This is a genomic window from Streptomyces tubercidicus (assembly GCF_027497495.1).
Classification (GTDB): Bacteria; Actinomycetota; Actinomycetes; order Streptomycetales; family Streptomycetaceae; genus Streptomyces; species Streptomyces tubercidicus.
Window position 1 is genome coordinate 1,434,155 of sequence record NZ_CP114205.1, and the last position, 23,593, is coordinate 1,457,747.

General features: G+C 69.8%; 17 protein-coding genes and 3 pseudogenes. 8 read left to right on the forward strand and 12 right to left on the reverse strand.

The genetic code is table 11. The features are described 5' to 3' along the window. Positions 1-205 precede the first annotated feature (205 nt). Positions 206-2,026 carry an SGNH/GDSL hydrolase family protein gene (locus STRTU_RS06095; protein ID WP_159742602.1) on the forward strand — a complete coding sequence of 607 codons (1,821 nt, stop codon included), beginning with the start codon at positions 206-208 and terminating at the stop codon, positions 2,024-2,026. A gap of 54 nt (positions 2,027-2,080) precedes the next feature. Here the strand turns inward: STRTU_RS06095 and STRTU_RS06100 are convergent, their stop codons facing one another. Genes STRTU_RS06100 through pcaDC form a run of 3 tightly spaced genes read right to left on the reverse strand, consistent with a single transcriptional unit; the run spans position 2,081 to position 4,851 of the window. Then, positions 2,081-2,866, reverse strand: coding sequence for an exodeoxyribonuclease III (locus STRTU_RS06100; RefSeq protein ID WP_159742603.1), 786 nt, complete (start codon positions 2,864-2,866; stop codon positions 2,081-2,083). Positions 2,867-2,904: 38 nt separating this feature from the next. Then, on the reverse strand, positions 2,905-3,546 hold the full coding sequence (locus STRTU_RS06105) for an MBL fold metallo-hydrolase (RefSeq protein WP_159742604.1): 642 nt from the start codon (positions 3,544-3,546) through the stop codon (positions 2,905-2,907). Between the two features lie 21 nt (positions 3,547-3,567). Further along, positions 3,568-4,851 (reverse strand): bifunctional 3-oxoadipate enol-lactonase/4-carboxymuconolactone decarboxylase PcaDC, encoded by a 1,284-nt coding sequence (gene pcaDC, locus STRTU_RS06110; protein WP_159742605.1) that lies wholly within the window; start codon positions 4,849-4,851, stop codon positions 3,568-3,570. 251 nt (positions 4,852-5,102) lie between these two features. On the opposite strand from pcaDC, the pseudogene STRTU_RS06115 reads away from it, so the two are divergent. Beyond that, positions 5,103-6,441: pseudogene (locus tag STRTU_RS06115) on the forward strand (type IV secretory system conjugative DNA transfer family protein). A gap of 638 nt (positions 6,442-7,079) precedes the next feature. Here STRTU_RS06115 and STRTU_RS36125 read toward each other — a convergent pair. Then, positions 7,080-7,856, reverse strand: a complete 777-nt coding sequence (locus tag STRTU_RS36125; RefSeq protein WP_159742606.1) for a transposase family protein — start codon at positions 7,854-7,856, stop codon at positions 7,080-7,082. Positions 7,857-8,129: 273 nt separating this feature from the next. On the opposite strand from STRTU_RS36125, the gene STRTU_RS06125 reads away from it, so the two are divergent. After that, positions 8,130-8,468 carry a hypothetical protein gene (locus tag STRTU_RS06125; RefSeq protein WP_246240150.1) on the forward strand — a complete coding sequence of 113 codons (339 nt, stop codon included), beginning with the start codon at positions 8,130-8,132 and terminating at the stop codon, positions 8,466-8,468. Between the two features lie 255 nt (positions 8,469-8,723). After that, positions 8,724-9,383 carry an antibiotic biosynthesis monooxygenase gene (locus STRTU_RS06130; RefSeq protein WP_159742607.1) on the forward strand — a complete coding sequence of 220 codons (660 nt, stop codon included), beginning with the start codon at positions 8,724-8,726 and terminating at the stop codon, positions 9,381-9,383. A gap of 123 nt (positions 9,384-9,506) precedes the next feature. Here the strand turns inward: STRTU_RS06130 and STRTU_RS06135 are convergent. Continuing rightward, a pseudogene (locus tag STRTU_RS06135) lies at positions 9,507-9,918 on the reverse strand (glycosyltransferase); the annotation flags it as partial. Next, complete coding sequence (locus STRTU_RS06140; protein ID WP_159742608.1) at positions 9,831-10,811, reverse strand: GlxA family transcriptional regulator; 981 nt, start codon at positions 10,809-10,811, stop codon at positions 9,831-9,833. The gene STRTU_RS06140 and the pseudogene STRTU_RS06135, both read right to left, overlap by 88 nt. Before the next feature lie 71 nt (positions 10,812-10,882). Between STRTU_RS06140 and STRTU_RS06145 the strand changes: the two genes are divergently transcribed. Both STRTU_RS06145 and STRTU_RS06150 read left to right on the forward strand, forming a co-directional pair. Continuing rightward, on the forward strand, positions 10,883-11,557 hold the full coding sequence (locus STRTU_RS06145) for an HD domain-containing protein (protein ID WP_159742609.1): 675 nt from the start codon (positions 10,883-10,885) through the stop codon (positions 11,555-11,557). 70 nt (positions 11,558-11,627) lie between these two features. Continuing rightward, positions 11,628-12,050 carry a RidA family protein gene (locus tag STRTU_RS06150; protein ID WP_159742610.1) on the forward strand — a complete coding sequence of 141 codons (423 nt, stop codon included), beginning with the start codon at positions 11,628-11,630 and terminating at the stop codon, positions 12,048-12,050. A gap of 734 nt (positions 12,051-12,784) precedes the next feature. Here STRTU_RS06150 and STRTU_RS06160 read toward each other — a convergent pair. Beyond that, on the reverse strand, positions 12,785-13,042 hold the full coding sequence (locus STRTU_RS06160) for a DUF3761 domain-containing protein (protein WP_159742611.1): 258 nt from the start codon (positions 13,040-13,042) through the stop codon (positions 12,785-12,787). Positions 13,043-13,088: 46 nt separating this feature from the next. Then, positions 13,089-13,697, reverse strand: a complete 609-nt coding sequence (locus STRTU_RS06165) for a hypothetical protein (protein WP_159742612.1) — start codon at positions 13,695-13,697, stop codon at positions 13,089-13,091. A gap of 692 nt (positions 13,698-14,389) precedes the next feature. On the opposite strand from STRTU_RS06165, the gene STRTU_RS06170 reads away from it, so the two are divergent. Beyond that, entirely contained in the window at positions 14,390-14,554 is a 165-nt protein-coding gene (locus tag STRTU_RS06170) for a hypothetical protein (protein ID WP_167539118.1), read from the forward strand. Between the two features lie 73 nt (positions 14,555-14,627). Then, positions 14,628-14,810, forward strand: a pseudogene (locus tag STRTU_RS06175) (JmjC domain-containing protein); the annotation flags it as partial. A 197-nt stretch (positions 14,811-15,007) separates the two neighbouring features. Here the strand turns inward: STRTU_RS06175 and STRTU_RS06180 are convergent. From STRTU_RS06180 to STRTU_RS06195, 4 genes are read right to left on the reverse strand one after another with little or no spacing between them, the layout of a single operon-like run. Then, positions 15,008-16,687, reverse strand: coding sequence for a hypothetical protein (locus STRTU_RS06180; protein WP_159742613.1), 1,680 nt, complete (start codon positions 16,685-16,687; stop codon positions 15,008-15,010). 29 nt (positions 16,688-16,716) lie between these two features. After that, on the reverse strand, positions 16,717-17,205 hold the full coding sequence (locus tag STRTU_RS06185) for a hypothetical protein (RefSeq protein WP_159742614.1): 489 nt from the start codon (positions 17,203-17,205) through the stop codon (positions 16,717-16,719). Then, positions 17,202-21,296, reverse strand: a complete 4,095-nt coding sequence (locus STRTU_RS06190) for a discoidin domain-containing protein (RefSeq protein WP_159742615.1) — start codon at positions 21,294-21,296, stop codon at positions 17,202-17,204. Before STRTU_RS06190 ends, STRTU_RS06185 begins: the two co-directional genes overlap by 4 nt. Next, positions 21,293-23,593, reverse strand: a complete 2,301-nt coding sequence (locus tag STRTU_RS06195) for a hypothetical protein (protein ID WP_159742616.1) — start codon at positions 23,591-23,593, stop codon at positions 21,293-21,295. Before STRTU_RS06195 ends, STRTU_RS06190 begins: the two co-directional genes overlap by 4 nt.

The window sequence follows — 23,593 nt, forward strand, 5'->3', positions numbered from 1 at the left end:
GTCCCACCCGACCTGCGCACGGGGCCACAGGCGCGCGGCGCCATCGTGCCCCGTTCGTCACCTTGACGCTCCCCCTTCGTCTCCCTAACTTCATGGCGCTCGGATCGGATCTGGTGGATCCGGAGGAGCCCCTGCCCCTCGCGGGACCGGCCCGGATCGCAGTGCACCACCCGCCCGTTGGCGCCACCCGGAGGGACACGGACCGATGCGTGTACGACGACGATGGGGCACCGCCCTGACCCTGCTGCTCACCGCGGCCGCACTGCCGGCCACCGGCCCCGGCACGGCCACCGCCGCCCCGGCCGGCGCGGCCCGGCCATCACCCCACCCGCTGCCCCTGGCCAGGCATTTCGACAACCGGGCGGTCAGTGACAACTCCGCCCCAGGCGCCGCCGACTTCGACGGTGCGGGCCATTCGCTCTCCGCCCAGGACCTGGCGGCGGCGGGCTGGTCGCCGGGGAGCGTACTGACGCTGGACGGCACCCGGCTGGGCCTGCCGCGTACGGCGCCCGGGGCACCGGACAATGTGGTGGCCGACGGCCAGACCGTGGCGGTCAGCGGCCGGGGCGAGGCGCTCACCTTCCTGGTCGCCGGGACGGGCGGCACGGCCGCCGGCACCGGGACCGTGCGCTACCGAAACGGCTCGCGCAGCAGCTATGAACTCACCGCGCCCGACTGGCGGTCGGGGCCGCTGAGCACCAAGGCGGTGGCGCTGCCGCACCTCAACGGTCCTGGCGGGCCGTCGGCCGGACCGGCGCGGCTGTACGCGGTGACCGTACCGCTACGGACCGGGCGGGAGGTGGCCTCGGTGGTGCTGCCCGCGGCGGACGGGGCGGCGGGCGCGCTCCATGTGTTCGCGGTGGCGGTACGCGACACCGGGCACCGCACCGGGAGTTGGGCGTCGAGCACCGCGGGCTACCGGGCGGTCGGGCCCTGGACGGACCGTACGCTGCGGCTGGTCGTGCACAGCGGCGCGGGCGGCCCCCGGGCCCGAATACGGCTCGCCAACACCTTCGCGGGCACCCCGGTGGACATCGGGGCGGCCAGTATCGCGGTACGCGGCGATGGGGCGGCGGCGGACCGCGGGCCGACACCGCTGACCTTCGGGCGGGGGAAGACCGGGACCCGTATCCCGGCCGGTGCCGAGGCGTTCAGCGATCCCGTGGACTTCACCGTGCCGGCCGGCACGGATCTGCTGGTGAGCATCCATCTGCCGGGGACGGTGACGGCCGCGCCAGTGCACCAGGAGGCCGCCCAGCTGTCGTATCTGAGCGCGGCGGGCAGCGGGAACCGCACCGCGGACGCCGGGGGCACGGCCTTCCCGGAGACGATGACCGTCTGGCCGTTCCTGACGGGCATCGACGTCCAGGGCGGCCCCGGCTCGATCGTGGCGCTGGGCGATTCGATCACCGACGGGGTGAAGTCCACCAGCGGCACCAACCGGCGCTGGCCCGACGTACTGGCCCGCCGCTTCCAGGCCCAGCAGGCGCTGCCCCGCTACGGCGTGCTCAACCACGGCATCTCAGCGAACCGCATCGTCACCGACCGCTACCCGGGCGACGGGGTCAGCACCGACACCGGCGGGGTCAGCGCCCAGCACCGGCTGGAGCGGGATGTGCTGGCGCAGCCCTCGGCGCGGACGGTGGTGGTGTTCGAGGGCATCAACGACGTGCGCTGGGGAACCTCGTCCGACGAGGTCATCGCCGGTCTGCGGGCGCTCGCACGGCGGGCGCACGAGCGGGGGCTGCGGGTCGTGGCGGCGACCATCGCGCCCTGTGAGGGCTACCACGACTGCACCCCGGCCGTCGACGCCCGCCGCCAGGCCGTCAACGCCTTCCTGCGCGCCGACCACGGCGCCGTCTTCGACGCGACCCTGGACTTCGACGCCGTGGTCCGCGATCCGCAGCGGCCCCAGCGGATGCTGCCCGCCTACGACAGCGGCGACCATCTCCACCCCGGCGACGCGGGTCTGCGGGCACTGGGCGAGTCGGTGGACCTCCGGGCGCTGATGCCGGGGCGGCGCTGACGGCCCGGCGCACGACGGCCCCGGGGCGATGCCCCCGGGGCCGTTCGCGTCGGCTCAGCCCTGGACGTCGAGATCCACCACGACCGGGGCGTGGTCCGAGGCGCCCTTGCCCTTGCGCTCCTCGCGGTCCACATAGGCGTCCGAGACGGCCTTGGCGAACGGCGCGTTGCCGTAGACCAGGTCGATGCGCATACCGCGGTTCTTGGGGAAGGCGAGCTGGCGGTAGTCCCAGTAGGTGTACGGATGGTCGTACTTGAGGGGGCGGGGGACCACATCCGACAGGCCCGCCTCACGCAGGGCGGTCAGCGCGGCGCGCTCGGCGGGCGTGACATGGGTGGCGCCCTCGAACACGGCCGGGTCCCAGACGTCCTCGTCGGTCGGTGCGACGTTGTAGTCACCGAGGACGGCGAACGGGCGGGCGCCCGCCGCGTCCCCGGCGACCGCGGTCCGCAGCGCCTCGAACCAGCCGAGCTTGTAGGCGTAATGCGCATGGCCGACCTCACGGCCATTGGGCACGTACACCGACCACACCCGGGCCGCGCCGCAGGTCGCCGAGACGGCCCGCGGCTCCTGCACGCCGTCGTAGTCCGGGCCCCCGGGGAGGCCCATGACGACATCCTCCAGCCCCACCTTGGACAGCAGGGCGACACCGTTCCACCGGCCGTTGGCGTTGACGGCCGCCTCGTAGCCGAGCTCGCGCAGCTCGTCGCGCGGGAACTGCTCGGCGGTGCACTTGGTCTCCTGAAGGCACAGCACGTCCGTGCCGGAGCTCTCCAGCCAGGCCAGCAGCCTCGGGAGGCGGGCGGTGATCGAATTGACGTTCCAGGTCGCGATGCGCATGTCTGCAAACCTACAGCGAGGGACTGACAGCCAGGCCGTCAGCCGAGTGCGGTGCCGGCGCCGGGGGCGAGCCGGCTGTGATCGGTGCCGCCCAGCTTGTCGATCATCGAGTCGTAGACCGGGCGGGCAAGGTCCTTGAGCAGGACGTCATGGATGTCGATGGCCCGTCGGGGCGCGACCTCGCGGACGTAGTCGATGACCTCGGCGATCTTGTTCCAGGGGGCGTGGACGGGCAGCAGCAGGGTGTCGACCGTACGGCCCTCCGGGACGGTGAGGGCGTCGCCCGGGTGGAAGACCGTGCCGCCGTCGATGAGGTAGCCGACGTTGGTGATGCGCGGGATGTCGGGGTGGATGACGGCGTGCAGCTGGCCGTGCACCTCCACCTCGAACCCGGCGGCGGTGAAGGTGTCCCCCTCGCCGACCGTGTGCACCCGGCCGGGGAACGCGGCCGACAGCTGCTCGGCGACGCTGGCCAGCGTCCAGATCTCGGCCGCCGGATTGGCCTCCATGCCTGCCCGCAGCCGCTCCTCATTGAAGTGGTCCATGTGCTCATGGGTAACCAGGATCGCGTCCGCGCCGAGGGCCGCGTCCTCCTCGCTGAAGACGCCGGGGTCGATGACGAGCGCCCGCCCGTCCTTCTCCAGCCGGACACAGGCGTGGGTCTTCTTGGTGAGTTCCATGGGGCCATCTTGCCCCGGGTCTCAGGTCTCCGGCGTGGTCTCCTCGCGGATCACGCGCTGTGCGACGCGGAACGCGGAATTGGCGGCCGGGACACCGCAGTAGACGGCGGTGTGCAGCAGCACTTCCTTGATCTCCGTCGGCGTGAGGCCGTTGCGCAGCGCCGCGCGGGTGTGCAGGACCAGTTCGTCGTGGTGGCCGCGGGCGACCAGCGCGGTGAGCGTGACGATGCTGCGGGTGCGGCGGTCCAGGCCCGGCCGGGTCCAGGTCTCGCCCCAGGCGTAGCGGGTGAGGAAGTCGTGGAAGTCGCCGGTGAAGTCGTCGGCGGCGGCCTCGACCCGGTCGACATGGGCGTCCCCGAGCACCTCGCGGCGGACCTTGATGCCCGCTTCGTAGGTGGCCCCGCGGACCTGCTCCGGCTGAGCGGGGCCGGACTCTATGGCGGCGGGGGGCGCCTGCGGGGGCGGCGGGGGCGCGAGCTGCGGCTTGGGGGTGGCGGCACCGATGGCGGTCTGGCCGCCGGGGCCCGGCTTGTCGTGCCAGGCGGTGCTGAAGTGCCGGATGAGAAGTTCCGTGACGGCCGAGGGCTGTTCGACGGGCGCCAGGTGGGAGGTGCCGGGCACCAGCGCCAGGCTCGCGTCGGGGATACCGGCGACCAGGGTGCGGGCGTCGGTGGTCGGCGTGACCTGGTCCTCGGAGCCCACGACGACGAGCGTGGGCACGCCCACCCGGCCGAGCGAGGACCGTACGTCGTAGGAGGCCAGCGCCTCACAGGCGGCGATGTAGCAGCCGGGGTCGGTGGTCCGCACCATCTGCACGGCCCATTCGACGATCGCGGGCTGGGCACCGGCGAAGCCCTGGGTGAACCAGTGCTCGGGCGCGGTGCGGGCGATCGGTTCGAGCCCGTTCGTGCGGATGACCACACCACGCTGGCGCCAGGCGTCAGCGGTGCCGTAGCGCGGCGAGGTGGACACCAGGGCAAGCGAGGTGACCTGGTGCGGGCGGGTGAGCGCCAGCTGGGTACCGATGGCTCCGCCGATGCTGCAGCCGGCGTAGCCGAAGCGGTCCACCCCCAGCGCGTCGAGGGTGGCGAGCAGCCGGTCGGCCAGCTCGGCGACAGAGGCCGCCGCATGCGCGGGCGAGCCGCCATGACCGGGCAGGTCGAAGCGGATGACCCGCCAGTGACGCGTCAGCTCGGGAATCTGCCGATCCCACATATGCCAGGTGGTCCCCAGCGCGGCCCCCAGGACGAGCACAGGGGCATCGTCGGGACCGTCGATCCGGTGTTGCAGGGTCTTCTCACTCACCCGGCCACGCTACCGACTCTCTGACGCGGTTCTGACGCCCGGGTCAGGAAGAGCCGCCGGAGTGCGGCCGCCGACCGCACCCGAGGCGGGGTACGTGCAGGTCAGGGCCCCGCCGTGGAGACGAACATGGACGACGCAGACGATCACGTGACCTGGATCGCGGTAGCTCACGGTGATCCGCTGGTGCGGATGCGGTGCCTCGCTCGTGCTCAGGACCGGAGTCTTCTGGGCAGGAGAAGCGGCGTTGCAGGGTGCGCGCCGACATCGCACTCACGCCCTGCACGCTCTCAAATCTCACCAACCTCGCCTGGCTCGGCGGCCTCGGTGCCGCCTGGCTGACGGACTCCGGCACTCCGACTCCCTACCAGCCGTTCGGAGCCCTCCTCCACCCTGAACAACTGTGGCCCGCCCTCGACCACACCTCGCTGCTGGTCGGCACGCATCGCCCCCATCACCGTCCTGCTCGCCCTCGCCGCCGTGGCCGCCTGGTGGTGGTCGCGGCGCAAGAGCGCCTCCGGCGCCATGAGCGCACCATGTGGTGGAACCCCCTCGCCGACGCGAAGACCCTCGACGGCGCCAACCGGCTCGCCGGCCACTTCCTCGCCGCCTCCGTAGACGCGAGCCAGCAGGGCGACTTCCCAGTTGCTCCTTGCCGCTGCCCTGGACGGGCGGCCGATTACCGACATCATGCAGTGGCTGGCCTTCCCGGCCAACCGTACGCCGCTGGACATCCTGCGCGACCACGGCCACACCGCGGTCGCCGCTCAGCTCAAGGGCACGGTGGAGGGCCCGCCGGAGACCCGCGACGGGATTTTCGAAACGGCCCGCCAGTACGCAGCCGCCCTGCTGAACACGGAAATCGCCGCGTGGGTCACCCCGCAGGAAGCCATCGCTGAGTTCAAGCCGTCGGAGTTCGTCGACAGCACGGACACGCTCTACCTGCTGTCGAAGGACGGCGGCGGCGGTGCCTCCGCGCTCATCGCAGCGTGCGCGGACTCGGTCATGCGGGCCGCAACCGCCCGCGCCGAACGCACCAGCGGACGGCTCGACCCACCGATGCTGGCGATCTTGGACGAGGCCGGGAACGTGTGCAAGATCAGTGACCTCCCGCAGCTGTACTCACACCTGGGCAGCCGCGGCATCATCCCGATCACCATCCTGCAGTCCTACCGGCAGGGCCAGCAGGTATGGGGCGATGCCGGCATGGACTCGATGTGGTCGGCCGCCACCGTCAAGGTCGTCGGCCCCGGCATCGACGACCCCGACTTCGCCGACAAGCTCAGCCGGATGGTCGGCGACCACGACGTGGAGAGCACGTCCGTTTCGCACTCCGAGTCCGGCAAGTCCACCAGCGTCTCGATGCGGCAGGAGCGGATCCTGGCGGCCGACGCCATCCGCGCCCTGCCCAAGGGCACCGCGCTGTGCTTCGCCACCGGCATGCGCGTTGCCGGTCTCGACATGAAGCCCTGGTACCTGCAGCCGGGCGCGAACGAGATCTCCACCGACTCCGAGCGCGCCTCGAAGGCCATCACCCAGCGTGCCGTTGCCAAGACCGCTTCGGCGCAGGGCGACTTCGAGGTGGCGGCGTAGGCATGCCGCCGCACGAGTAGGAAGCCATGTCCTCGACCAGACCGCTTGCCGTCGACACCGACACGCACTCGCAGATCGCCCTTCTGGCCCTGGGCCTGGGGTGTCAGCCATGACGAAGTGCTGCGACGGCTCCTTGAACTCGGAGACGGTCCCGGTCAAGGCCACTACAAAACGCCCAGTGGCGCCTCGCCTGCTGTTCTGCGAACCTCGGACGCACGCTGTACCTGCTCCCACCGGGCACGGCCCAGGACGCCTACGAGCGCTCCGGGATCGCGGTGTACGGACTCCTGTCCCACACCCGCGACCTTGTCGATCTCTCCTGGACGACACGCTGGAACCCCGACGAGCCCATCGCCGACCCGGATCTCCGCTTCCAGATTGGTGACGGCGCCGTGATACTCACAGCCGGGACCACCGCAGCCCGCTCCCTCCTGGAGCAGCTCGACTTCACCCTGGCAGCAGACGGCTCGTCCTACCGCCCGCCGAACGGGCTGGACAAGCGCGGCCTGCTCCGCGCCGTCGCGACTGCCGAGGCGCACGCCTACACCCAAGGGCTCAGTGTCCACGTCGCCCTCGGTATCCCGACACCTGCCGACATCCCTCCCGCACCTCGCCACCCATCAGCTGTCGTCACCGGCTCACCGACTGCGCCCGCAGCCCGTCGCCGCACGTGGTGGCTCACCTGGTCGTCGCAGCCGTCGGCGCGAGTCTTGGCGATGGCCGTCATGTCGGTGGTGACCTCCGGTCGTGGTGGCGTTCGGGATCGTGCCCGGGTGTCGGTGGTCATGGTGATGCCTGTTCTGGTGATCTGGTCGGGCCCGCCCCCCTGCGCATACCGCAGGGGGCGGGCAGGGTGTTACGCGGCGGGAGTCCTGGAGGTGCTGGGTCATCTCTTCGGCGCTCATCCGACCGGTCACCTCGTCGTAGGGCACGGTGTAGGTCCAGTCGAGGCGGCTGCCCTCCGCATGGACGACCTTCTGACCAATGCCGTTTTGGATGTGCGGAACCGTCACCGACTTGGAGTTGACGCGAAGAACGGCGAACCAACGGCCGCCGCGCCTTTGTACGTAGTCCCCGCGCTGGAAGTCGGTCCTCGACCAGACCTTGAAGCCGCGCGCTTCGCGGGTCAGACCCAGCACCTGCTCCACGAACGTCCGCCGACCGCAGGAAGAGATCGCGCAGGCGAACCGCCGGACCCGCAGACAGAGCACCACCCGCTGCCCCGCGCTGGGCACATCAGCGGGAAACCGCAGGTAGGAACTATGAACCCGACTCGACCAAGTCCCGCAAGCCGGGCACGCCGAGCCGGTCGCCGTACTGCATGCCTCGATTCGTATCGCCTCGTTGTTCACGTCCACCGACAGCACCAACACGTCCGCGATCGATGGGAACAGCAACTCCTCCAGCCGGAGCACTCTCTCTTCCAGAGCTCCGAACTGTCAGCCGTCCAAGATCGCCACTGATCATTTTCGGGCAACTTCTTGAAGGCGAACTCGACCGCCAACCATCACTCAGCGTGCGCGCGTCACGGAAGTTGAGCCAGAGCCGTCAGACGTGAACGAAGCCACACGCCGATCGCCGGCGGCGCGCCTCTCGACGGCTATGCCTGCCGGGCCGATCGCCAGCAGGCGCGTAGAGCCGTGGCCGTAGTGGCTGCCAGTCGACGGTCGAAGGTGGCCAGTAGTTAAGTGACGCTGGTGGCTTCCGTACCGATGGTGTTGGCGGTGGTGGTGATGCTCAGTCTCATGAGGCGGTGCAGGACGGCGGCGTCGGCTTCTGCGGCGGGGACGAAGGAGGTGCGCTCGGCAATCGCACCCGAGCTCAACCCGGTGGAACTGCTCTGGTCGTCGCTCAAGAAGCGCGAACTCGCCAACCTCGCCGGCGACCACCTCGCCGACGTTGCCGACGCCACCGAACAAGGCGCCCACCGGATCAACCACAACCAGCACCTGCCCTGGCCCTACCTCGCTCACACCGGCCTGACCATCCAGCCACAACACCCACCGAACTTACGAAAAGATCAGTAGTGGTCGGGGTCGTAAGTCCTTCGGGGGTTGACTTCGAAGCTGATTGGAGTGTGTCTGCGATCATGCGCCGAGGCGGAGGCGACCGGTGATGTCGAGGGCGCCTTCGGGAGGGCTACATGTCGTTCGGCAGCCTGGCGTCTTCGTATCTACCGTCGAAGCGGTCATCGCAGCGGCAACTCGGGCTCTGAGCCCCGGCTTGACCTCAACCGCTCTTGAGGTTCCATGCTGGACACACGACGACGACAGGAGGCTCGTGTGACAACGCTTCAGCTGCCGGATCTGGCCCGACCTGACGCCGGGACCACGCTGATCAGCGAGTGGATCGTGGACACGCCAGAACGTCAGGACCGGGCGGGCCGTGCACTGCTTGGGGAGTGGGACGAGCTGTCGGCCAGGTTTCGCCCTGAGGCTTTCCTTCGGCTCAGCTGCTTCGCAAGCGCGGACGGGCGTGTGCTGCTCAGTGTCGCGCAGTGGGCAAGCGACGAGGCTCACCTCGCCTTCGTCCGCGAACATCGTGCTGAGATGGTCGGCCGCATCGACCGCGAGATTCCGGGGATCCGGCGTCCCGGGCTGGTCCGCTACCGGTTGGCGCACACCGTCGTGCCGGACAGCGTCGGCGACGACACGACCGACGTTATCGTCGTCGCGCGCGCCGAGAGTGAGCCGGCGTCCCATGCCGCGCGATGGGCTGAGGCCACCGCCGACCGGTTACGGGCGGCTCCGCACCCCGGTATGGGCTCCGCGCACGTGTTCGTAAGCGAGAACGGTGCGCGCGGCCTGCTCTACGCGCCTGTGACACAGGCGAATGGCGTTGCCGGTGCGCGGCCCTACCGGCTACTCGGAACCGTCGCAGGGCCAGGCGCCGTTGCGGACGGCGCAAGACCGGCCGACGGGGGTTCAGCACGGCGCGCGTAGGCTTTCGCCCACCTGCCTTGCGTCTCCTGCCAGGCGATTTCGACCCTTTCTTCCCGCTCCTCGCGGAGCCGTTCTTCCTCCTCGGCACGCCGGACCCGCTCCTGCTCCTGCAGTTCCTTTGCAGGGCAGCCCGCATGCCTGGGCTTCGAGGGCGACCAGGCCCATCGCCTCCAGCGTGGTCGAGGGCATGACGAGCGCGTCGTGCTCGGCGAAGGCCCTCCACAACTGCGGGCGGCTCAGCCAGCCCAGGTAGCGAGCCCCGATACCTGCCTTTCGCAACAGCGGGGCGAGAGCGTGGATCTGGGCCCTGGGCGCGGCGATGCTCAGCTCGATGCCCGGGGCGCCAGGGCAGGGCCTGGCCTCCATTCTCCGGGGTCAGGCGGCCCGCGTAGACCAGCCGCAGGTGGCTGCCGCAGGTGCGGGCGGGCCTGGGCAGCCGGGTGGTAGTTAGTCCGTGCGCGGGACTGCTGGTGATGAAACCGGACCGCGCGATGTCGAGTGTGTGAAGGTGCGGCGGTAGGCGGTAGGGGTGGTGTCCAGCGTGCGCCGGAAGTGCAGCCGTAGGTTGGCTGCCGTGCCCAGCCCGCAGTCCCGCGCCACCTGATCCACGGAGAGGTCCGTGGTTTCCAGCAGTTCCCGCGCCCTGCCGAGCCGGGCGTTGAGCACCCACTGCAACGGGGTTGTGCCCGTCTCCTCGGTGAACCGGCGCATGAAGGTGCGTTGCGAGAGGCCCGCGTGCCGGGCAAGCACGCGCAGCGTGAGCGGTTCGCCGAGCCGGTGCAGGGCCCATCCACGGGTACCGGACAGCGACGCCTCACCGGCCACCGCGACGGGAGCCGGCACGTACTGGGCCTGCCCGCCGTCGCGGTGCGGGGCAGCGACCAGACCGCGGGCGATCCGGTTGGCCACCTCCGCGCCCAGGTCGCGGCGCACGATATGCAGGCACAGGTCGATGCCGCAGCACACCCCGGCCGAGGTGAGCACGTCGCCCTCGTCGACGTAGAGCACGTCGCGGTCGACCGTGACGGCCGGGAAACTCCGCTCGAACTCGTCGATGTGCTTCCAGTGGGTCGTGGCGTGCAGCCCGTCCAGTACGCCCGCCGCGGCCAGCGCGAAGGCGCCCGTGCAGATCGACACCACACGCCGGCCTCGGTCGCGGGCTTCGGCCAGTGTGTCGAGCACGGCGTCCGGCAACGAGAGGACCGGTTCGAACCCCGGCACGATCACGGTGTCGGCGGTGCGCACCTGCTCCATGCCTCCCTCGGCGAGCAGTGCGAAACCCGCGGCGGTGGCTACCTTCGTGTCCAACGCGCACAGGGTCATCTCGTAGGGGGTTTCCGGCCGGGTGGTGAAGATCTGCGTCGGGATCGCCAGGTCGAGCGGGGTGACCCCGTCCAACGCCAGGACCGCGACTCGATGGGCTGCCATGGCAAGATTCTAACGAGGTTAGGAAATATTGCCTCTCGCCAGGTCAGGGTGGTCGCGGCCAGGCTGAGGACATGACCGGACCTACACGCGAGGCGACCGCCGACCCGATCGCGCTGCCCAGCACACCACTTGCCGACGCCGTCATGAACCTCATCCGACCGGTGGAAACGCCGTCCGTCTTCAACCACAGCATCCGCAGCTACCTATTCGCCCGGCTGGTCGCCGGCCGCCTCGGCCTGGCCGTCGGCCACGACTACCGGGACGACCTGTTGTTCGCCGCGTGCGCGATGCACGACCTCGGCCTGGCGTCGGACGGCCCGCACCGACAGCGGTTCGAGGTCGAAGGCGCCGACCGGGCCGCCGAATTCCTCATCCAACAGGGGATGTCCACGGCCGACGCCGACCAGGTCTGGCAGGCGATCGCCCTGCACACCTCTCCGGGCATCGCGGAACGCCGCGGCACGCTGTGCGTGCTCGTCCGCGAAGGCGTCGCCCTCGACTTCGGAGGCCCGGCGGGCGCCGACCACCTCGACGCGGTCACCGATGAGCAGGCCGACGCCATGCACGCCGCCTATCCACGGCTGGACATGATCCGCTCACTCACCGACGCGATCGTCGCGCAGGCCGCGAAAGACCCGAAGAACGCACCCCGGTACACGACCCCCGGCGAACTCCTGCGCGAACGCCAGACCTTCGGCCGGACCCGGCTGGAGCACACCGGCCGTTCGTCCCGCTGGGGCGACTGACTCGACGGGCTCCACGACCCGTCAACAAAGAAGTCAACAGAGGCTCAACAAAGGAGAGGAAGCACCGCAAATGACCATCCACACCGTCGAGGTCCCCGAGAACAACGCGGTTTTCGGGGAGACCACCAATGCCTTCGCAAGCTTCGGCTATTCCGCCGCGGTGCGTGCGCACGGCCTCTTGTTCATCGCCGGAACGATCGGTCGCCGCGCCGACGGAACCATCCCGGACACCATCGAGGAGCAGACCGAGATCGCCATCCGGAAGATCGAGGAGATCCTCCGGATGGAGAACCTCGACATGTCCGCCCTCGTCGACGTCACCAGTTACCACGTCGACATCCGCCGACACCTGCCCGGATTCATCAAGGCCAAGCAGCGCCTCGTCGAAGCGCCCTACCCGACCTGGACGATCATCGGGGTCAGCGGCCTCGCCAGCCCGGGGCTCCTCGTCGAGGTCCGCGCGACCGCCGCGTATCCCGACGCATCCCGGTAGACCGCCGCTCCTGGGCCCGCTCCCGGCCCAGGAGCCCGTCATGGCGGACGTGGAGCCCGTCATGAAGACCGCTCGACATCCCGGCCCGCCAGGCCGTCGCGACGTCGCAGAGAGCACTGTCACGACAGACCACGCGCGGGCCGTCCTCGCCCACGTGGCCGACCACACCCCGCTGCCCGGCCCGGAAGCACGACACCGCGCTGGGCTTGACCGACCCGGAGCGCCCCTCCAGCAGCTGACCGGCTGCGGCTGGTTGGGTCTGCCGGGCACCGCCGGCGATCTGTTTGCCTCCCGGCCGGAGAACCCCACCCCGGGGCGCGGTGATCAGAACAGCAGGCAGAGGGGGCTCCCGTGGCAGCACGGAAAAACGGTCCCTTCCCCGTACGGGGAAGGGACCGTTGTCAGAGCGCCCGGCAGGCCTTGCACCTGCATCTCCCACCGGCTGGTGGATGTCTTTCCTTGGACCACAGACGCGCGGTTCCGGCCCGAGGGCCGAAGTTGCGTCATGATCATACTGCATCGGTGCGCCGGCGGCGAGAATCCGTCGCGGTCCGCGCAGGCCAGGTCAGAGGCTTGCTGTTTATGGCGGATCGGCCATAAACGGCAGAGGAACCCGGAGTGCTCTCCGCCCAGGCGGAGGCAGCCGGCCAGGGCAACCGACTTACAACTGCCGGTTGCCCGTCGGTAGCGCAGGCGAGGTGCCGGTACGCCAACGCTGCACGTCTCGGGCTGGCTTACTTGAACCAGTACTTCACGCCGCGATGGTGGGAGCAGGTGCCGGAGAAGTGCTTCGAGTATGACCAGGTGCCGTCTTTGCACTTGGCCATAACGCCCTTGGGGTGCTTGATGTGGGTGCCGCAAGTGCCAGTGGTGTGGTGGGCGCAGTGGACTGTGGCGGCCTGAGCCGTGCCTGTGCCGATGGCTACGGGTGCGATGACGGCGGCGCTGAGCACAGCGGCGGCCAACGCGCTTCGGATGCGAGGCCGCCGCATGCGTTCTCGGCGTTCTCTCAGGCCGAGACCGAGAGGTAACGCCGCCTCAGATGGTCGGGGTTTCGTCAACAACCGGCCTGTGAATCTCAACGACCGGCTTCCACCCCGCGGAGAACTCGATGAAGTCCGCACGGGTGGGGTAGGTGTCGACCGCGCGACGGTCACGCTTGGGGCTGTCGCTCCCCTTGCGCCCCCGGGGAATCTGCTCCTCGAAGATGTCGACCTTCACGTCGGGAACCTCCTTGAGGCCCTGGCGCCAGATCTGCACGACGTCGGCGCCGAAGGCTTGCCGGGCTGCAGCGTAAAGGGCCGTGAGGGCCCCCTTGTCCCCACTAGGGACGAAAAGTGCCAGGTCCAGCACGACACCGGCGGACTGGAGGACCTCGATGGTCACCGAGCCATTCTCGTCGGCCAAGTAGATTCCGGCTTCATTCTCATCGTCGGGAAGGCAGGAGACCTCTTCCTGGAATACGGTTCTCGCCGTGACCGAGCCGCCCTCGAAATTCTCACCGGACTTGGTCAGAAAAGCAGGGACATAGCAGTCGGGAAGCTTGAGTTCTGCCGTGCCGGCGGAAACGAAGATCCTGTCTTTCACGCCGAGCTTCGCCACCTCTTCCAGCGAGAGGCGGCGAGCGGCGATCTTCTCCGTGTTCACGATTTCCCTTTCAGGTTGCATTGTCCCTCCGAACAAGGACGCTACCACGAAACCCTGAGGTCAACTGCCCAGCAATCTCTGGGTAAATGGCCTTCGATGACCTGCCCGGGAGGATACCGAAGCGAGTGCCACTCGGCCGGGAACACGCATCCGCCAGGTAGTGTCCCTCGCCGTGCTGTTGGGATCAACTGGCGGCTGCATTTCGGTGCGTTGGGTAGTGCGGAGGAACCAAAAGAGAGCTTACGGCAGATACCACCCATATCACCTTCGGGGAGGTGGCGGTGCGGTAAGGCGATCCATTCGTCGTGCATCTCGAAGAGCGCAGCGGAAACCAACCGGATGGTCCGACAACGCAACAACGGAGCCCCCCACCGGCAACATCTGGATGAAGCGCGAACCGGAAGTCGCGTACTACCGCGCCCTCTTCGTTCAGGACTCGGCGTAGTCGACTGACGCCCGCTTGCTGACGTCTCGTCATGTTGAGGGCGGTTCGGTACACAGCAGGCACGGACGTCCGCGATCACGGGCGCGCCGGTGGGGAAGCTGGTCCGTCCCCGTGCTCTCGCCGAAACACCCACAGAGGCCACGGAGCCCACAACGGGTCACCAGCACTCTGCATGGCGTCTTTTTGCTCTTGCCTCCGTGAGGGGTGGGCGGCGCTGTGTGTGGCTCGTATCGGAGGGAGCGAACGCATGAGCGATCAGCGAAGGCTCGAAGGACGCAGTGAACTGCTCGTGGCGGTCGAGGCGCTGTCCGGCGTCCACGATCGCAACGACGCGAGCATGTCCGACCCGCCACCGGACGCCACAGGCGACACCCAGCCCGACGGTGACGGCCTCAACCACCCCGCCGGTTAACCGCCCCGCCCCGGGCCTTGCGGCATTTGCCGCACCGTCCGCCGCTCGTGACCGGCACACATAGAGCAGCGCTGTGGAACACCGGCTCATCCGTGAGGTCGAGGAAGCCCTGGGGTGGAGCGGCCCCGAGCCCCTGGGCGAGCAGTTCGCCCGCGGGAGCATCGCTCACCCGGATGTGCTGGAGCGGTTGCTAACACCCAACCGGCTGCTCGACATGGTGATGCGCCGGAGCCTGACGAATCCGCAGTTCCGCTGCCGTGGCGGGTGTTCCTGCACGCTCTCAAATCTCACAGCTGCCCCTATGACGGAGATCATGATGGTCGGATGGAGACATTGCGGCCGAAGGGAACCGGACGGCTTCCGCTCAGCCGGCTGAGGCTCGGCCGAGCGGGTGCGCGCGGGCCGAGCCTCACCGGTGCTGGTCCGGCGGTGTCTTCGTGACGGCGCCGTCGGTTACGCGCCGAGCGAGTACCAGCAGATGTTCATCGCCACGTTCCCGTCCGCGCTCGCCACATCGTCGATGTCGGAGATCCATACGGACACGCTGGAGCCCTTCGCCACCGGGACCGACATGTTTCCGAAGATCCCTTGAGAGCTCTGCCGGGTCTTCTTGCCGTGCGCGACGAGGTCGAAGAAGTACGTGATCCCGGGAGTCTGGACATAGATCCGGTGCTTGCGCCCGTGCTTCTCGTCGTCAGTGAACCACTCGTAACTCGCGGCCTCGACCACGAGAAAGCCATCCTTGGTGGCGGTCATGGTCCATTTGCTGCCCTCACGCGGCTTCCTTGCCGATTTCGCGTAGTTCGCCCTCGTGGGGCTCGCGCTGAACAGGGCGGTCTCGAACTTCACAGGACCCTTGGCGATGAGGCTGTTCCCCAGGGTGACCTCCTGTTCTGCCGAGATCTTGCTCTTGAACGACACGGTGCCGGCCGATGTGCCGTCGAAGGCCCAGATCCGTGTCGTTCGCAGCCCGTAGTACCTACCGCTGGGGCCCGGGTCCACAATGACTTCCTGCATCGCCTTGATGGGGCCGTTGGCGGTGAGGGTCTTGCCGGCCGCGATGGTCACGGTGTCGTTGGCCTGGATGGGGCCATGGGCGGTGAGCGTCTTCCCGGCCTTTACCGTCACGGTGTCGTTGGCCTGGATCGGGCCATGGGCGGTGAGCGTCTTCCCGGCCTTTACCGTCACGGTGTCGTTGGCCTGGACCGGTCCGTTGGCGGTGAAGGTCTTGTTCGCCGCGACCGTCACCGTGTCGTTGGCCTGGATCGGGCCGTTCACTGTCAGGGTCTTGTTTGCCGCGACGGTCACCGTGTCCTTGGCGTCGACCGCGCCGTTGGCGGTGACCTTGTTGACCACGATGTCGGGGTTGTTGACCTTGACATTGGTGGTCAGATAGCGGGTCTCACTGCCCATCTTCGCTTCGAGGGTGAACGTCGTGTCATCGAGCAGCGTCACCGGTGACTCCCAGACGCCCTCTTTGGCTTCGGATGCTTGTTGGGACCCGTCCTGTGCCCGGTAGTACATCGTGTAGTCGGCGTTGGGGGTGCCTTCCCAGTGGAGAGTGGCCTTGGTGCCCCGGTTGATGGCGACGGTGGCCGGGCGGAAGCTGTGGAGGTAGAAGGAGTCGTCGCGCTTGCTGACTTCGCCCCGGCCGGTGCGCTCGATGTACGGGCCGGCTTCCCCGGTCGCCGAGGTCGATTCCTCCCAGTCGATGCTCACCGGGGACGGACTGCCGTTGACCTCGATGCCGGTCAGTTCCAGCTGAACCGACCAGCTGCCGTCGAACGCCGCAGGTTCGCCCGGCGGCGGCGAGCACGTGAAGATGACCTCGTTGGGGTCGCGGTCGTCGCGATCGACCGTCCACTGCCTCTTGCCAGGGGGAACCGTCAACTCGTGCCGGATCAGCCTTGGTTCACTGGTCAGTGCCGCCGCCTGACGGCCGGTCCGGAAACGGACTTGGAAATGCTTGCAGTGCACGGGCCAGGTGGCGGAGGGGTCCTTGACCTTGCCGTAGGTGAACGTCAGCTTGGCGTACTCCGGTTTGGCGAAGGTGGAGACCCGCAGCGGGCTGGGGTCCTCGACCATGGCGGGCGGGAGCAGCATGTCGCCGGGGGCGGGGCCGGGAGATGTCACGGTTCTGGTCCTCGCGTGATGAAGGGGCGTCACCTGGAGCAGGGTGTGGCGGTGAGGGTGGCGCTCCTTGTGCGGCGCTGGGGACTGTTGTCGTCGAGTGCGGTGTCCTCGGTGATGTGGATCTGGTCGCCGAGGGGGTTGCTGGTGTCGAGGGTGAGGGTGAGTGTCCAGGTGCCGTCGAAGCTGGCGGGTTCGGCGGGGAGGAGGGTGAGGAGGGTGGTGGCCGGATCGGTGGTGGCGGTTTCGACCAGCCATTGCCGGCCGTGGCCGGGGCCGCGTGGGAGGTCCAGCCGGGTGCGCAGGATGACGGGCTCGTCGGTGGGCACGTGTGCGTTGGGGGCGAGGGGGAGGCTGAGGGTGATCCGTTCGCAGCGCACCGGGCGGGCGAGGGGGCCGTCCTGGGGGTCCCCGATGGTGATGTGCATGCGGCTGAGGGCCACTGCGCCGGGTTGTGCCGCCGTCGCCGCGGTGTGCTCCGGGCGGTAGGGCAGGAGCAGGGCTTGGTCCGGGCTGGTCACGACGGGGGTCCTTCCAGAGCCGGTGAAGCGGCGGAGGCCGGGGTGGAGGGGGTCTGTCCGGGGTTGGCGGGCTGGAGTTGGAGGTAGCCGGAGCGGGCGATGGGCAGGGGGGCGTCCGGGTGGGAGAGCTGGTCGGCGTTGTAGATGAGGTGTTCGTCCCAGTCGGGCAGCGGCAGGCCGGTCGCGGTGCCGTCCACGGCGATCGGCTCTGCCCAGGTCCAGTTGCCGTGCCAGGCCGCGGGGCGGGGCATGACGAGGGATGAGTCCGGTGGCTCGGCCAGTGCCGTGAATTCCCGTACGGCGAAGGGCTCATCGGCGGGGGCGGTGTGTCGCAGCCGCAGGTAGCGGGCGGTGAGCGGTGCGTCGGGAACGTGGTGGATCTCGGTCACCTGCCCGCTGCTGACCAGAAGGGTCCACTGTTCGCCGTCGGTGGAGGCTTCCAGGTCGGTGGCTTGGGGAGTGTGGGTACCGTCCGGGCGGCCGAGGAGGAGGTCGATGGCTTCGACTTGGCGTTCGGTGTGCAGGTCGAGGCAGGCCCAGTCGCCTGCGGCCGGTGGTTCGCTGCTTTCGTAGGAGGTGGTCGGGTCGCCGTCGGTCATGGCGGAGGCCGGGTGGCCGGGCTTGGCCTTGGTGGAGGCGGTGGCTGCAGGGGGGCCGAAGCGGTCGGGGGCGAGGAGGGGGTTGAGGCGGAAGGAGGCGCGGATCCGGGTGAGGGCGCGGTGGGTGGTGTCGGCGTCCACGGCGACGTCGCTGACCGGCAGGATGTCGGTGGTGGCATGGACGGCGGTGTGGGGGCAGGCGAGCAGGGTGAGGTGGTGGGTGGCGGGGCGGTCGGCCGGGCGGACAGGCAGGGTGAGGTGTACGCCGGTGTCGGTGCTGATCGCGGTCACGTAGTTGTTGGACGGGCCGTCGGGGTCGACGGCGTGCAGGCGGTCGTAGCGGGTGGGCTGGTCGTGGTCGTCGGCGGCGAAGTAGCCGATCAGGCCGTCGGTGAGGCGGTCGGGGTCGCCGAGCCGGACGGTCCAGCGGTACTCGGAACAGTCCTCGTCCGGCTGGGTTTTGAGGGCGGACCTCCAGCTGGGGTCGGTGAGCGGTTCGCCCAGCAGGTCGAGGTTGAGGCGGGTGCGGATGAGGGCGACGGGGCGGCCGATGAGCCGGGCCGGGGAGCGGTCCTCGTCCGGTGCGGGTTCGAGGATGTGGTCGAGGGCGGTGTCGATGGTCTTGGACAGGGCTTCGAAGGCTTCGGGCCCGTGGCCGAGCGGACCGTTGGGGAGCAGTCCGCAGGCGAAAGCGGCGACGTGCGGATAAGCGGCGGCGAAGTCGTCATCGCGCGGGTGGCTGTAGGGGGCGTGGGGGAGAGCGTTCCAGGCGGTGGTGGGGGTGTTGTGGGTGTCGCGTACCACGCGTAGTTCGCCGAGCGGCTCCCCGTCGGGCCCGTAGACCAGCAGGGTCCGGTCGAGGTGGTTGACCAGCAGCCAGCCCGCCACCGGTGCGTCAGCGCCGGGCAGTTGCCCGGGGCCGGTGGCTTGGGGTGCCGGTGCTGGTGGCTGGTCGGAGCGCAGCGGTACGGTCTCCAGCCGGACGCGGGCGGGCTGGACCAGCCGGGGCGGTAGTTGCACGAAGCGCTGCGGCCCGGGTGGGTCGGGGAACAGGCCGGCGTCCGGTACGACGCTGTCCGCGCGCAGGAGTGGGAACTGGATGGGTTCGGTCTGGTTCGGTTTCACCAGTGACAGCGCTCGTCCGAAGCGGTCGATGATGACCAGCTCGATGAAGTAGAACTGGCTCGCCCGGACGGGTTGAAAGCGCTGTGCGCCGTGGCCTTCCGCGCCGTCGGGGACGTGGTTGGTCTCACCGGCCAGGGAAAGGACGGAGTGGTCGGTGACGGCCTGGGCGGCGCCGTCCTGCTGCACCAGCCAGTCGTGGAAGCCGTCGAGGGACTGGGAGAGCACGTCGAGGTCGTCCAGTTCCTGTCGCGCGGTGCGCAGTTGGCCGGCCAGCTCGGACGGAGCGTGTTCGGCGAGCCGGCGGGCCTGTTCGCGCAGCACGTAGCGCAGGGAGGGGGTGAGGAAGGCGCGTCCGCCGAAGGCCGTCCAGCGCCGTCCGCCCTCGCCGGCCCCGGAAGCCGCGCCTTCCCCGTTCCAGCGGTAGCGGTCGCCGTCGAACTCCCAGTGGGGAGCGTCCTCCTGGCTGCTCTGGTAGGGAGTGGCGCAGTGCTTGATCTCCCACTGCAGGTAGAGCGGGAGCCAGGGCTGATGCCAGACCCGGGTGTACTCGGGCCAGGGGCCTTCGGCGTGGGCGCACCGGTCGGCGACGATGGTGTGCAGCGCGGTGTCGGTGCCGTTGGTGGCCGGGGTGCGCACGGCCTGGTCCAGCAGGGCGAATTCGGCGACCACCGCATGGACGATGCCGGGGATTTCGGGGGTGTTGTCGGGTAGCAGGGGGCTGTCCGGGGCGGGCACCCAGGTGCCGTTGATGTTCGCCCGGTTGAGAAGTCGGGAGGGCAGCCGGCAGGGCAGCGGGTCGTCCTCGTCACGGGTGAGCGGCTGGGTGATGCCCCTACTGGCATTTGTACTGGTCAGGGCGAGGACGGGGTCGGCCGGCCGGTGGTAGCTCTGCCGGGGGGTGCGCTTCAGCTCCAGCTCGTGCGACAGGTCCCTGTCCTGGGCATAGCGGTCGATCTCGCGCTGGGTCTCTTCAGGGGTCAGACCGTGCGGGACCAGCCCGCTGAGCCGTTGGACTTCCGTTGCGAGTTCGGCGACCTTGCTGCCGGCTTCCCCGATCTCCTGGTCCCAGGCCCTCTCGTCGAACTCGAAATCGAGGGGGCGGCGGTTATCGGGCAGGTGGCGCAGCCACCACACCCGCCACAGCCGCCACCGGGCGGAGGCGAGCTGTGCTTTGGCCTGGTCGTAGGCGTCCTGTTCGCGGTTGAGGGTGGTGATCCAGGCCGGCTGTTCGGGAGGCGGGGCCTGGGCGTCGACCTGTTCGCTGGGCCGGTTGACGACCTGCCAGGTGGCGCCGCCGTCGTGACCGCTGAACCAGGACCGTCGGGTGATCTCGTCCAGAGTGCTCAGCCAGTCGGGGTCGTCGAGCTGGTCGGGGTTGCCGTGGAACAGGGCGCGGACTTGGTTGGCGAGACGGTCGCCGGGGGTCTGGCGGGCGACGAGCGCGGCGACGGCGTCGGCGGTGCTGTGGCCGATCGCTACCTTGACCTCCCGGCCGGCGGGCCGATCGGGGTCGTCGGGGTGGCCGCCCTCGCGGTTCCAGGGGATGCCGAGGGCGGTGCCGACGTACCTGGTCCGGGTGAGGGTGTCGGGCATGTCCTCGGGGGCAGCCCAGCCCAGGGCCCGGAGCACGTCGGCGGGGCTGTCCGGGCCGGCGTCGGGGGGCAGCAGGCCCTCGATGTTCCGGGCGGTGTGGAGGATGTCGGCGTCGTCGTCGCTGTACCAGCCGATCACGCAGTAGCTGACGGCGCACGGCGGCGGGTAGTTGTCGTTGCCTTTGAGGTCGGCGAGGGTGTCGTGGAAGAGGAAGACGTCCTCGTGGTAGGGCGCGAAGGCGGCGAAGGCGGGCAGGCCGCTGCCGATCGCGGTCAGGAACAGCGGCCGGGCGGGCGGTTCCTGCCAGGGGCCGTCGGCCAGGGGGTGGGCGCGGCCGATGTAGTCGGCACGGGGTGCCTCCTTGGGCGACCTGGGGTCGACGAACGGCGTGAACGCCGAATTCGCGGGCCCGCCGTCGGCCTTCTCCAGATAGTCGCTGTGGACCAGGAATCCGGCGGCCTTCAGCTCGCCGCGCACCTGCGCGTAGCGGATCACCAGCCAGCGGTTGGGTACCAGCGGGAAGGTGCTGACGCCGGTGGCGGGGTCGATCGCGCCGGTGGCCAGTGCCTCGGGCAGCTGCCACTGCACGTGGATGCCCTCACCGGGGTTGCCGTCGGAGTGCTGGATGGACGGCTCGGCGTTGTGGCGGTGCTCCTTGTCGAACGTCCAGGGGTACTTCGGGGCCCAGCGGCGGAAGTCGTCGTACTCGTTCACGGCGCGGGTGGCCAGCAGCGCGTGGACCTCGACGGGGACGATCAGGTCGGTGTCGGTCATCGGGCGGTCTCCTGGCCAGGTGCGGCATCGAGGGTCAGACGTTGTTCGATGGGGGCGTTGACGAGTTGCAGGGCGAACTCGCCCGGTGCCAGGTCGCGCAGGTCCGGATCGAGGGCGGCGGCCAGCGCGGGCACCAGCCCCCGATCGCCGCGCAGGGCCAGGACATCCGGGCCGTCCCCGTCGGGCGACCGCAGGTGGCGGGTGAGCAGCTTCTTGTCGGCCGGGTAGTCACGGCCCAGCGAGTAGCCGAGCCCCGGGTCCGCACCCGTTCGGTGCTGGCGCAGGCTGAGGAAGCTGATGTCCTCGTTGTCGTCGCGCTCTTCGCCGTCGTCGGTCTTGTTGCCGTCGATGCCGAAATGGATGCCCTGACCAGGCTCCCGGATGACGACCTCGTCGGGCAGGGCATCCAGGAGCAGCAGCAGGGTGTCGGGGGCGAGGTGGTCGCGGCGCAGCTCGCCGACGCTCTCGCCCGCGGCGGTGGCGAGGATGTCGAACACCGGCCACGCTGTGACGAGTTCGGAGCGGATCAGCAACCCGGCCTCCGGGCGGGACGAGTCGGCGCGGCGGCGGTCGATGCCGGCGGTGAGCGCGGTATCGACCTCGGCGTCCAGGGACGTGTGTACGCCGACGTCACGGGCCCCGGCGAGCAGCGCCTCGATCCAGTGCGGGTCGACGCGGAAGAACCGGATCGACTCCGGTGGCAGCATCGCGGGATGCGGCACCAGGTAGGTGAACGGCACCCGGCGCAGCAGGGCCAGCTCGTCCAGCCACGCCGGAAGGGTACGGGCGTGGCGTTCGGCAACCGCCTCCAGCGCTGCCACCCGCGACGGAGCGGCGAGCGCGGCGCGCGCGGCTGACTGCGTGAGGCGGGCGCGACGGGCCGGCGCAGCGGTCTGCTCGTGCGGGGTGAGCGGGCGGGCGAGCGCGTCGAGCAGCCGGGTGGCGAACCCGGGGGCGGCCAGCTCCCTCATGGTGCGCCCGTTCAGATCGCCCGGGTCGGCGGCGGCCAGCGCAGGATCGGCGGCCAGCGCCATCTGCGTCGCGGCGGTGTTGGCCAGTTCGCGCCGCGCCCGCGTCATCTCCTCGCTGTAGTCGGGGTCGCTCAGTGCCAGAGTGCGGCCCAGCGTCCAGGCGGCGGCGTAGGAGACGTCGAACAGACCGTGCTCCGGCTCGTAGATCAACGCGTGATCGGCCGTGGTCTTCGGGGTATCCCGGGCGAAGTCGCGGGTGGCGGGGGCGATGACGGGGACGAACGGGCCCCGGTACCAGCCGTAGGTGGTCTCCCCCGACAGCAGTCGGTAGGGCAGCGGGGCGTAGCCCAGCTCCAGACGGCGCCTGGTGTACTGCTCGGCGTCCGTCGTGGACCGGGCCGCCACCTGGTTGTCCGGGCGCAGGCGCAGGGCAAGGTTCTCCCGTGCCCCGGGCGGACGGCCGGGCGCCATGAGGTTGTCGAGCAGGGCTGCGGGGTCGCGTGTGCCCGCCGGGTCGTGGGTGAACGTCCAGGAATGCAGCACGCACAGCCGCACCGACCGCACATTTTCCGGTAGTTGGCCGGGGGCGAGCCTGCCGTGGAAGCCTTCCAGGGAGACCAGGTGCGCGGTGTGGGCGCCGGTCTGACTCGGCAGGCGGTTGGCGGCCAGGACGGCGTACTGTCCCTCGGTCAGGCGTTCGCCGTCATCACGTACCTGCGGCCGGGTAGCAACGTCCCGGACGTGGGCGAGGTAGTGCAGTTCCTCCTCACGCGGCACGAGGGCGGTGAACAGCTCGGCCGGGACGTCGATACTCTGGCAGCGGCTGGCCGCGACCCCGTCGTCGATGGGGCCGAGGTCGGGGCCGAGAATGCCGTCTCCGGAGTTGCGCAGCTCGGCGACGGTACGGGTGGTGGTCCGGCCCAGGCCCTCCGGGTCATCGGGAAGTTCGCCTGCGCGGAAGACCATCAGTGCCAGCCACGGCGCCTGTTGGGGCACCGCGGCCGCTGGTGCCTGTTCATGCAGCGCACGGGCCTTCAGCAGCCGTTCCCAGGGCAGGATCGACCGGTTGAGGGTGATGTGCGCGAGGGTCCGGCTGAAGTCACCGCTGGCGCCTTCGGCCGGGTAGTGGGCGTGCACCGAGGAGGGGTCGAGGACGAAGCGGACCGCGCGGATCTCGAACCGCTGTGTGGTGGCGGGGAGGGAAGCGTCCCGGAGGCGGTCGTGGCCGTCCAGCTGGTGCTGCACCGTGAGGGTGTAGACGCCGGCGGTGGCCATCGGTCGGCGGTAGTCGTGGAAGGCAACGCGGAGGTCTTCTGTGGCGCTCAA